This window comes from Pedobacter humicola (assembly GCF_056490705.1).
The window spans coordinates 20,288-32,226 of record NZ_JBWJIG010000023.1; the positions used below are offsets into that span (position 1 = coordinate 20,288).

At 38.5% G+C, this 11,939-nt stretch carries 9 protein-coding genes; 3 read left to right on the forward strand and 6 right to left on the reverse strand.

Features of this window, described 5'->3' with window-relative positions; all coding sequences use genetic code 11:
• Nucleotides 1-15: 15 nt before the first annotated feature.
• The gene (locus tag AC04Q1_RS24330; RefSeq protein ID WP_478367152.1) at nucleotides 16-1,545 is read left to right on the forward strand and encodes an OmpP1/FadL family transporter; all 1,530 of its coding nucleotides are present in this window, start codon (nucleotides 16-18) and stop codon (nucleotides 1,543-1,545) included.
• Between the two features lie 49 nt (nucleotides 1,546-1,594).
• On the opposite strand, the gene AC04Q1_RS24335 is transcribed toward AC04Q1_RS24330, so the two are convergent.
• The 3 genes from AC04Q1_RS24335 to AC04Q1_RS24345 form a co-directional block, all read right to left on the reverse strand.
• Nucleotides 1,595-4,018 (reverse strand): hypothetical protein, encoded by a 2,424-nt coding sequence (locus tag AC04Q1_RS24335; protein WP_478367153.1) that lies wholly within the window; start codon nucleotides 4,016-4,018, stop codon nucleotides 1,595-1,597.
• 48 nt (nucleotides 4,019-4,066) lie between these two features.
• On the reverse strand, nucleotides 4,067-5,902 hold the full coding sequence (locus tag AC04Q1_RS24340) for a UbiD family decarboxylase (protein WP_478367154.1): 1,836 nt from the start codon (nucleotides 5,900-5,902) through the stop codon (nucleotides 4,067-4,069).
• A 104-nt stretch (nucleotides 5,903-6,006) separates the two neighbouring features.
• Entirely contained in the window at nucleotides 6,007-6,486 is a 480-nt protein-coding gene (locus tag AC04Q1_RS24345) for a Dps family protein (protein WP_316844926.1), read from the reverse strand.
• A 284-nt stretch (nucleotides 6,487-6,770) separates the two neighbouring features.
• Here AC04Q1_RS24345 and AC04Q1_RS24350 point away from each other — a divergent pair, with 284 nt between their 5' ends.
• The gene (locus AC04Q1_RS24350) at nucleotides 6,771-8,300 is read left to right on the forward strand and encodes a muramidase family protein (RefSeq protein ID WP_478367155.1); all 1,530 of its coding nucleotides are present in this window, start codon (nucleotides 6,771-6,773) and stop codon (nucleotides 8,298-8,300) included.
• Nucleotides 8,297-8,947, forward strand: a complete 651-nt coding sequence (locus AC04Q1_RS24355; protein ID WP_478367156.1) for a uridine kinase family protein — start codon at nucleotides 8,297-8,299, stop codon at nucleotides 8,945-8,947. The genes AC04Q1_RS24350 and AC04Q1_RS24355 overlap by 4 nt, the downstream gene beginning before the upstream one ends.
• 146 nt (nucleotides 8,948-9,093) lie before the next feature.
• Here AC04Q1_RS24355 and AC04Q1_RS24360 read toward each other — a convergent pair whose 3' ends face one another.
• The 3 genes from AC04Q1_RS24360 to AC04Q1_RS24370 form a co-directional block, all read right to left on the reverse strand.
• Entirely contained in the window at nucleotides 9,094-9,753 is a 660-nt protein-coding gene (locus AC04Q1_RS24360; protein ID WP_057934284.1) for a CoA transferase subunit B, read from the reverse strand.
• A 72-nt stretch (nucleotides 9,754-9,825) separates the two neighbouring features.
• Entirely contained in the window at nucleotides 9,826-10,533 is a 708-nt protein-coding gene (locus AC04Q1_RS24365) for a CoA transferase subunit A (RefSeq protein WP_478367157.1), read from the reverse strand.
• 295 nt (nucleotides 10,534-10,828) lie between these two features.
• Nucleotides 10,829-11,917, reverse strand: coding sequence for a PQQ-dependent sugar dehydrogenase (locus tag AC04Q1_RS24370; protein ID WP_478367158.1), 1,089 nt, complete (start codon nucleotides 11,915-11,917; stop codon nucleotides 10,829-10,831).
• Nucleotides 11,918-11,939: the final 22 nt, after the last annotated feature.

Sequence of the window (11,939 nt, forward strand, 5' to 3'; positions counted from 1 at the left end):
AATCTAAACACACAAATGAAAAAAATCATCCTGGCTTCTCTAGTAGCTACAGTAGCTGCTATGGGAACAACATATGCCCAAAGTTATGCACCCGATGCGTTCCGCTTTTCTCAAACCAATTATGGCAGCTCCTCCAGATTTAAAGGAATGGGCGGTGCACAGATCGGTGTTGGTGGCGATATCGGTTCAATCAATGCCAATCCTGCAGGATTGGGTTTATTTACCAAATCTGAATTTAGCTTAACTCCAGAATTTAATTCTGTATCGAACAATAGTTCATACTTAGGAAATAATATTAAAGCCGATAAAAATCAAATTAACCTGAATAATATTGGCGTGGTATTCTACAGTCCTGCCGCTAAGATGAAAGGATCTGATGTAGATAAAGGTTTGGTAAGTACGGTATTTGGTTTGAGCTATACCCGGAATAACGACTTCCTGAATAACATCAGTTATAATGGAACGAATAACAATAGTTCGATTAGAGATTCATATGTTGATCAGGCTAACAATTATGGGATTGATAATTCAATAGCCGGTGATGCATATAACAGTTATCTGATCAATAAAAACACACCGACGTTTCCTAATCAATATTCGGCAGAACCATATAATAATGCTAATTTCAAACAAAATTGGGATGAAGCAAGATTAGGTTCCACTTCTGAATTTAACGTAGCGGGTGCACTAAATTTTGGAAACAAAGTGTATATAGGGGCAACAGCCAGTTTTGTTAATGTGAAATACACCAGCGATGCTACTTTTACCGAGTCCGGCATTGTTAACTCATATAATGATGGCGATGCCATTCCTACCTACAACGGAAACGAAAATTATAACCTTACTCATTTCAGAAACCAGGAAACTAAAGGTGGTGGTTTCAATTTAAAATTGGGTGCTATTTTCAGACCAGTAAACGAATTGAGAATTGGTTTGAATTTCCAGACGCCGACCTGGATGAATATCGAAGACAATACCAGCGAAACCTTACAGGCTACTACTGCTGGAAATGCTAATACTCCGCCAACTAAATCAAATAATCCTACTCAATATTATTCCTTTACTTATAACCTGCGTACACCTCTAAAAGCTTCAGCAGGTATTAGTTATGTAATTGCCGGTACAGCATTGATATCAGCTGATGTGGACTATATCGATTATTCATCAATGCGTTTTTCTGATTCTAATGGTTCTGATCTTTCAACCATCAATAGTAACAATGCTTTTATTAAAGAATCATATAAGGAAGCGGTTAACTATAGAGTTGGTGCCGAAATAAAAGTAACCAACGAATTTAGCTTGCGTGCTGGCTATGGGGTAAACGGAAATGGTGTTAAAGGTGGCGATAATAAATTTTACCAAGGTCAGTATTATACTGGTGGACTTGGCTATCGCATCGACAACTATTATTTTGATGTAGCTTATCAGAACTACAAAACAAACTTTAGCTCTAGCCCTTACCTGTTAGACGATTACAGCGAACCTGTTGCGGATGTTAAGAGCAACAGAAACAATGTATTTTTAACTTTTGGGGTAAGATTTTAACTTTTTTTTAGATAATAACAAAGGTCCCGATCAACAGTTGGGACCTTTGTTATTTATTCTTCACCGTAATTTCTTTCTCCCCATAAACCACTCCCCCATCGGTTACACCCTGCACGATAATCTTAAACTGACCTATTAAATCACCAGTATTAAAACTGATCGGGGTTTCGCCATTAACCAAAACCTGGTAGTTCCAATATACCGTAGCAAAATTGATGGGTTCATTTTTATTGGTAATATCCGATACATAAAATTCTTTTGGCAGATTGATACCCTTTAAGACAGTGATATTGGGTTTGGGTTCCTGATCTGTACATCCCTGATAAACAATTGAGCCACCACCTCTTCCATTAGCATAACTTTTGCCCTTAACCGGGATGGTGTTTCCATGATCTCCCCCATGATTCGGGCAGTTTAAAATATTGTACCGGCAGACATAATCACCGCAGCTATTGGCAAAAGCGTTTTTCGCAAAATCAGTCCTGTCATCTTTGGTTTTATTGATCACCACTTCTTTCAACCTGATGCCAGCAAGAGTGGTGATGCTTTGTGTACTTTCATTTAAAACAGTTGCTTTTGTATTTATGGGTTCGAAATCCTGTAACACCAGGTATTTTTTTAATTCATCCTGCGGGTCATTGATTTTAAGGTCGTACTGATCATATTTAGCCGTGGCCATACTCAACCAAACACGGAATTTTGGTTCTTTGATGACCAGATTAACAGAAGGAATGGTAAATTGCCCGGTACTATCGGTAGCGAGAAATTTAAGGTTTTCGCCAGCGATGGTGGTTAATTCCATGGGAGCCACAAGTAACTTCTTTTTTCTGGTGATAATCCCTTTATAATCGAAACTTGAAAGCATTTCATTTTGATCGGCTATTTCAGTTTCGGGCCACTTATATCTGCTCCAGGTTTTAACCAATAGCACATCGTTTAAATAATCCTGATCAACATATTTTAAACCCATTGGTTGATTTGGAAGTTTGTTCAGGTACTGCCCTAAGTAAAAATAATCGACAATGTTTTGATTATTGTTAACTGATATCCGATTAGACTGCACAGCGGCAATAGAAACTACTGCCGGGAGTGGTGTTTTTTCTTTATTGATAATATTGATCTTTAAATTAACCTGGTCTCTCGTACTGTATTCATTTTTATCTGTAACAAGTTCAGCACGATTAAGCTGATCGTAATGTGCAAAGAAAATCCTTTCGGCAATCGGTTTGTAATCATCACCTAAAACCGTTATAGTATGCAATCCGATGGGTACAGAGTCTAATCTAAACCTGACGTTTTGAATTTTATTCGCATCTAAACTTAACGAAGTACGAAGTAAAATATTCGAAAAATTGTGGACTAAAACATGAACTTTTGTATTATGGTTGGCTTCGAGATGGATCCTAAAATCATTGCTGGCCATTGCCGATCCCGTGCTTAAAACCGTTCCGGTTTTTAATATTGCGGGTAACCTATATGATACGCTAGCCTGCGCATCAGTCAAAAGCTTTACAACATAATTCTTTGATACTTTTGGACAAATTATAAATGAACCTATCCCGATAGAACCTGTTTGAATGGTATCGATGGCCAGATCATTTTCGTACAAAACAGCTCTTGCTTTTATTGAAGTACCTTGATCATCTTTTATTTCAAATCCAACTTTAGATGATAGATTTTCGACCAGATAGCCACCTTCGGGATAAAATTGAATCTGGTAGCTCGAACGGTTGCTCACCGGTAGCTCAAACTTCAGATACCTGATATCTTTGCCTTTCTTTACCGAAACCCTGAGAAGATTGTTGTCTGCTGTGATTTTCTGAGCGGGATAATGAATCATCAATTCGCCGATTACACTACTTTTGGCGTTACCGGTTTGCAAAAATTGTTTATCCTTACCAATCTGGTATTTGATCTCAGCCCCCTCAACAAAGCGGTTATCGCTTGATAAAACTTTTAATAAAGCTGTTCCATTTTTGGTTTGTTCATCGAATGTTTTAAAAATAGAAATGCTGGCTGTTAACGGATTTACAGTAGTAGATTTAATGGTGATGGGTTGAATAAATTCGCCATCAGGTTTACTATTTTTTTTGATATTGGTATTGGCCACCAAACGGTAAGAGCCACTTGGTATAGAATCGGGAAGTGTTAAAGCCCCAAAGGCAAAACCCTTCTCCATCAAAAATTTATCCTGCAGCACAACGCTGCTATCCTGATTATTAATCAGGGTGATGAAGAGGGTATGGTATTGATCTAAACTGGTGATGCTCTTCAGTAAATAGCCGGTAAACCAAACCTGATCATTATTGGTGTATACAGTCTTATCAAAGTGAACAAATAAACCCGATGCTGTATTTTTTAAAGCATAACGATCAAGATTTAATGCGATGCTATCTAATTTCGTATCCTGCGCTTTTACATTAACCCAAAAAAGTAAAGTACACAGCAGGATGAGATGGAATTTTGAAAGCATATTTGGAATGATATGCCTAAAAATCAAAAATTTAATTCAGATTTTCAATTAAATTATTCCATGCAGGCTTCCACCCTTTTGTGCCAAAACATCCAGTTTTTTTTCAATTTCTGGATCTTTAATCAATTCTGGTGCGTGGTGGGGCTTTTTCCTTGCATCAATAATCAACGAACCTTTACATCCCCAGTGCTTGTTGATTGTAAAATCATTAATACCATAGATATCTGCTGCCGGGTTACTCCTTGTAAAAGCTACCCATACCAGGTTATCAATCGTTTCAGCAGTAAATGCTGAATCGTCTGCCAATATAATTAAGGGCAAACCAGATAAATCCTGGTCGATTAATGCGATATTCAACAATGCGATTTCTGCAGCCGTTTTCTCCGGATTCAGATATTTATTGCTTTCTAAAACCAATACACCGGGCATTGCAATTTTTGGCTGATAAAAACTATCGCTTAATTTTATCCCTTCAGGGATTTCATTCCACAACACACGTTTTTGATCTCCAGCCGCCGCAATGACCACCTTTGAGCCACTGTTCAGTCCATCTCCGCTATAATCAAGCGTATCAATTGTGGTGTTGGTATAAAAATGAACATCCCTGGATAAATCAACCCGCTCCAATATATGTTTGATAAAATCTTCAATATGGTGGGTGCTTAAATGCTGATCATCTTCTTTAGCCGCAATAAACAGATATTTGGCCAAACTCAACTGGTTTTTACCCAGGATATGGTTGGCAATGGTTAAAATTTCCTGTGGTCTCCGTTCTTTTAAGTATGGTGTATAGCGTTCGCTGCCAATGGCAAAAAGCAAAGGGTGAACACCAGCTGCATCAACAGCATGCACTTCTTTTAAACCATGGATCTCTTGAGGAATAGCCGAGCCCGTAATTTCATGGATTAGCGCACCAAAGCTGGTATCCTCCTGCGGAGGGCGCCCCACAACAGTAAACGACCAGATGGCATCTTTTTTATGGTACACATGGTGTACTTTCATTAAAGGAAATGGATGGGTCAGGCTATAATAGCCTAGGTGATCACCAAAGGGTCCTTCAGGCTTATTTTCGTTTGGATAAACCGTACCTGTAATAATAAAATCAGCATCTGCAGAGATGCAAAAACCTTCATCATCATAAAAATAGCGGAATCTTCTATCGCCCAGTGCACCAGCAAAAGTCATTTCCGACAAACCTTCGGGCAGCGGCATCACCGCCGCTAATGGATGTGAGGGTGGGCCGCCAACAAAAATGCTTACTTTTAAGGGCTCACCTAAAGCATTGGCTTTCGATTGATGCACGCCAATGCCCCTATGGATCTGGTAGTGCAATCCAATCTCTTTATCCTGTATATAATCGTTTCCACCCAACTGGATGCGGTACATCCCCAGGTTTGCGTTTAAAACGCCCGGTTTATCTACATCTTCGGTATACACCTGCGGCATGGTTACGAAAGGCCCACCATCCATTGGCCAGTTTACGATCTGCGGCAACTGACTGATACTGGTTTTTAAGAATCTGCTTTTTGCAGAAGGTGTTTTTAATGGCAAAGCTGATAAAGCCGACATTGCCGAACCTGCATATTTAAAGGGATTTTTCAAAGCCTTCACCGGATCGTTCCTTAACGACACCAATTGCTGTACTTTTGGCAAGGTATCCCTGAAAATAAATTTCGATCTCTCTAAGGTTCCAAATAAATTAGAAACCGCAGGAAAAGGGCTTCCCTTAACTTTTTCGAATAAAATGGCCGGTCCTTTATTTTCATAAACCCTTAAATGGATGGCTGCCATTTCTAGATAAGGATCTACTTCTTCTTTTATTCTGATTAAATGACCGTGTTTTTCAAGATCTGATACACATTCTGCTAAACTTTTGTATGCCATCCCCAAAGATAAATAAATAGACTTTCTATAAAAAAAAAAGCCCCATATAAGCAGATTTTACACAAAAGCTACTTATATGAGGCCATTAACCGATCTAAATAATATTATTTCTTTCCAGCGAAAGAACGTAACATCCAGGTGTTTTTTTCTTTAAACTGCATAAAGCGGTTTACCATATCGTTTGTTCCATCATCGCCAGCGGCATCAGAAGCTTCTAATAGTTCTCTTTCTAATTCGATCAAGGCAGCCATATCATCTAAAATCGCGTCTACCATATCAAGGTCTTTCAAACCAATGGTATCAATTTCTTTTATTTTAGATTCTTTGATGTAATCGGCAAAACGGCTGTGTGGTGGTTTACCCAATGTTAATACACGCTCTGCAATTTCATCGATGGTTAATTGTGCATTCGTATATAATTCTTCAAATTTCACATGAAGGGTAAAAAAGTTCTGCCCTTTGATATTCCAGTGGCAACCCCTTAATTTTTGATAATGGATGTGGTAATTAGCCAGGTAATCGTTTAAGAGATCTACAACTGGTTTTACTTCTTTTTCGTTTAAGCTTATTTCTTTAGCGTCCATTTGTTTATTATTTATGATGTATTTTAATGTCAACGTAACAACCCAAATTTATAAAAGTTTTCTCCAATTTTGTCTTTTGAACAATACGTTATTTATTAAACCGTTTAATATTCAACATTAAACGAAACAACCATATTATAAACATTTGTTAATGAATAGCATACCGAATTTACAAAGTTAGCGTCATCTTATTTTTACTTAAAAACGAACAGCACAACTTAAGATGGTTAACAATATTATTCGTATAATTGCTCCCTTTGACTTAAAAATTTACATATAAATAAATGCATAAAATATATTTATCTGCTGTTGTGTTATTTGCTTTAAACATTGCAAATGCCAAAGCCAACACAGCAAGAGACTCTATCGGTGTAGAAAATAATAAAGGCAAAAAACTGATCGTTCACCAAACCGTAGCAAAAGACACTTATTATTCGATCGGCAGAAGGTATAATGTTGCGCCTAAGGATATTATGGCCTTTAACGACAATAAATTCCTTCAGGTTGGCGTAATTATTAAGGTACCTACCAATGTTCCTTTTGCGGCAACGGGATCAGCTAACCCTGCACCAACGCAAGGTGCTTCAACGGCTACGGTGATCGAGCATACCATCAAGCCAAAAGAAAACTTAAACATGCTGGCCGAAAAATACGGCACTACGATAAATGAAATTAAAACATTAAACAACTTAACCGGAAATAATTTAAGTATCGGTCAGGTTTTAAAAATACCGGCTAAAAATGCCGAACAAGCTGCTGCACCGGTTCAGGTAACACCTCCACCTGCTAAAAACAATACCGAAACGGCCCCAACGGATAATCCATCTGCAGATCAAACCATGATCGAACATACTGTTGCGCCAAAAGAGTTTTTAGGTAAAATAGCCGAGAAGTATGGTACTACCGTTGAAGAAGTAAAAAAAGCCAATAACCTTTCGGGAAACAACCTGCGCATTGGGCAGAAACTTAAAATCCCGGCAACGAAAAATATCGACGAGAATAAGGTTGTAGCGGCAGCAGTTGAAGAAAAAACAGTTCAGGAAAATAAGTCTACAGATGCAGCAGGAACACATACTGTTTTACGGAACGAAACCATTTTTACCATTGCCAAACAATATGGCATTACCGCTTATCAGATCAGGAAACTGAATGACCTACCCGATAATGCAATTACCATCGGTCAGGTTTTAAAAGTTCCTGGGGGAATAATCGCTGATGTGCAGGTGCCAAAAGAAAAACAGGCAGAAGCAAAAGTTAAAGATACGCCAGTAGTAAAAGAAGAAAGTTTTATCCATACGGTAGCTACCGGTGAAAACATTTTTTCAATTGCCAAAAAATATAATTTAACGGCTTATCAGATCAGAACGGCGAATAAACTGGATGACAATAATATTAAGGTAGATCAAAAACTGATTATCCCTAAACCGCCACAACCAAAATCGGTTAATGACGCTTCGAAAGAAGATCAGGAAAGTGAACCGGATAGTACTATGGTGAAAGACCCTAAACTCCGTCGCGATCCAAGCGTTTATGGTTTAAGCCAGATCGAAGAAAAAGGTACCGCAATTTGGATTGCAGATCAGGATCTGGACGGCACAAAAATGTTGGTTTTACACCGCACGGCCCCTGTGGGCAGGGTAATCAAAATTACCAACCCAATGACCAACCGCACTACTTTCGCCAAAGTTGTTGGTAAATTTACAGAGAACGATTCTACAAAAGATGTTATCATTGTAATGACTAAAGCTGTAGCTGATTCGTTGGGTGCTTTAGACAAACGTTTTTTCTGCAATTTAACTTATAGTGCTCAATGAGTTCGAACAAAAAACCTTTCATAATCGGCATTGCCGGGGGCAGCGGATCGGGTAAAACATTTTTCTTAAACTGTTTTCTTCATCATTTCAAACAAGATGAAGTAACACTTGTATCGCAGGATGATTATTACATCCCGGCCGGCGACATGACTCAGGAAGAAAATAAATTATACAATTTCGATTTACCATCCACCATTGATAGTGAACAGTTTTTGAGAGACATTAAACAGTTGATGAGTGGTGAAGTGGTTTATAAAAAGGAATACAACTTTAATAATCCCTTGGCTGTGGTGAAAATTCTGGAGATTAAATCTGCTCCGATCATTATTGTAGAAGGACTTTTCATCCTTCACTTTAAGGAAATTGCTGCACTGCTGGATCATACCATTTTTGTTGACGCGGATGAACAGGTGGCCTTAGACCGCCGTATCAAACGCGATGGTCTGGAACGGGGTTACCCGGAAGATGACGTGTTATACAAATGGCACAACCATGTGGTGCCTGCCTATAAAGAATATTTGCTACCCTACCGCGGACAATGCAATAAGGTAGTGATGAACAATACTAACGAACCGGATGAAATTATTGCCATTACAGAAGATATTTCGAACGATTTGAGGAATAGTATTTTGGTGGATATAGAATAGTCCATCATAAATCGTCATTTCGAGCCAGTTTTTTTATTTGGTGAAGCAATCATTATAATATGAGTGATTGCTTTACCGAAAAGTCGGGACAGGCTGTCGTCCCTCCCTTTTTGATCGCTGTGGTTTGTGTCACCACAAACCACCATTTAATCCAACCTCATCTCTGGGATCTCCCCCTCTACAACCAATCTCCCCGCTGTAGATTGTTGTATAAACTCAATACTTACCCCTGGAGCGCGTTCCAAAAGTTTAAAACCACCTTCAGGCAAAATATCTAAAACAGCCAGTTCAGTTACAATTTTTTTGATGCATTTTACCCCAGTTAAAGGCAGTGTACATTTCGGCAACAATTTACTTTCGCCAGCTTTATTGATGTGCTGCATGGCTACAATAATATTTTTGGCTGATGCTACCAGATCCATTGCCCCGCCCATTCCTTTTACCATTTTACCAGGGATTTTCCAGTTGGCAATATCTCCATTTTCCGATACTTCCATGGCACCCAAAATGGTCAGGTCTACTTTTTGCGCCCTGATCATCCCAAAACTCATTGCCGAATCAAAAATTGATGATCCGGGTAATGTGGTAATGGTCTGTTTTCCTGCGTTTATTAAATCGGCATCTTCCTCTCCTTCAAAAGGGAATGGCCCCATGCCCAATAAGCCGTTTTCTGATTGTAACACTACATTAATTCCCTTTGGAATATAATTGGCCACCAATGTTGGAATACCGATCCCTAAATTAACATAGTAGCCGTCTTTTATTTCTTTAGCGATACGCTGTGCGATCTCTTCTTTTGAAAACATAAACTTTGAATAAATGAATTTGAATAATTGAATTTTTAATAGTAGCTATCTGAATGACTCAACATTCCAAACTCACAACTCCAAACTTTTTCTAACCGTTCTTTGCTCAATTCTTTTCTCATAATCCTTACCCTGAAAAATCCGGTGTACATAAATACCAGGTGTATGGATATAATCAGGATCCAGTTCGCCAGCTTCTACCAATTCTTCTACCTCGGCAATGGTAATTTTACCTGCCATAGCCATTACCGGATTAAAGTTCCGGCTGGTTGATCTGAAGATTAAATTTCCCGCCGTGTCGCCCTTCCAGGCCTTAACAATTGCAAAATCAGCATCAAATGCATATTCCATCAAATAATCTTTACCATCAAAATTTCGTACTTCTTTGCCCTCTGCCACTTCGGTACCAACACCTGCAGGTGTAAAAATTGCCGGCATGCCATATCCTGCGGCAAGACATCGCGTAGCTAAAGTTCCCTGTGGAATAAGATCTACTTCAAGTTCACCACTAAGCAACTGCCTTTCAAATTCTGCATTTTCGCCTACGTATGAAGATATCATTTTCTTAACCTGATGCTGTTTCAGCATTAAACCAATGCCAAAATCATCCACGCCAGCGTTATTCGAAATGCAGGTTAATTTTTTTACCTGTTTGCTTACCAAAGCATTGATACAATTTTCCGGAATCCCACAAAGCCCGAAACCACCCAGCATCAGGGTAGCACCATCTGATATATCCCTGATCGCTTCTTCAGCTCCAGATACCACTTTATTTATCATTTTATGAATTTTTGGTTAGTTTGCTAAATTACAAATTGCCATCAAATATGTGGCATTTATAATTTTTAAATCTCTTAGGAATATTAATTGATTGGAATTAATCTAAATAACCCTTACCTTTGTATAACAATGATTTACGAGAGAGAAGAAAGTCTATTCATATTACCTACCGATCCTGAGTTTCAAAAAGGAATGGGTTTTATTTTCAGCTGTACGGCTGAGCACAAAAAATGTTGTGAGAAATTTAAAAAGGGTAAACGTTGTAAAAAATGCCCCGGTAATAAGAAGAAGTAACTTATTTCGTAATCTCTACAATTTTATCGTCAGTCCCATTACTGGTACAGATATAAATTTTCCCTTCCGGCGATTGGCAAACGGCCCGTATTCTACCATAAGTATTTATGTAAAAATCTTTTGTCGCAGTAATTTTGGTTTGTGCATTATCTAATTTTAGCTGCATCAATTTGGTGCCTTTTAATACAGCCAACAACAACGAGTTTTTAAACTGTGGAATATAATCTGAATGGTAATAGGCTAAACCGCTTGGGGCAATAGTTGGTGTCCAATTGATCAAAGGTTCTACTACATTGTTCAAACTGCAGAACGATTGCTCACTACTTTCGTTACAAAAGCCTTTGATGTTCGGCCATCCGTAGTTTTTTCCTTTTTCAATGATATTAATTTCATCATCAGAATCGGGTCCGTGTTCAGATGAGAAAATTTTACTGCCCACCTGAACCAGGCCCTGAGCATTCCGATGCCCTAAAGACCAAACCGGGTTATTGGGATAAGGGTTATCAGCTGGAATAGAGCCATCTAAATTTATTCTTAAAATCTTACCCGCTAAAGAGTTTATATTTTGTGGGTTTGCCGTATCAGAGGCATCGCCAGTACTGATAAAAAGTTTACCCCCACTGATTAACAGACGTGATCCATTATGAATAGAAGCTGCAGGAATCTGGTCTAATAAAACCAATGGACCCGTTAACTTCCCTCCAGCATAGGTATAACGTACAACCTTAGCTTTATAAGTGCTTCCATAACCATACACCACATAAACATAGGGGTTGGTGGTGAAATCAGGATGTAAAGACATCCCTAATAGGCCACCTTCGCCATTCGTACGCACTTCGGTAATGGTTAATAATGGCGTAATTTGCCCAGTAGATGGATTTAAACGGCTGATTTTGCCTGCCTTTTCGGTAAACCAGATAAAGTTGTCCGGCCCATACACCATTTCCCATGGTAAACTTAATCCTGAAGCAACAACTTTTGATTTTAGTTCTACATCAGGCAAGGTATCTGGATCTTCATTACTATCATTATTCTTCTTGCAAGTTGTAGCAACTATTACCACAAAAAGGCAGAGTAATATTTTCCTCATAACCGTAACGTTTTCTAAATAA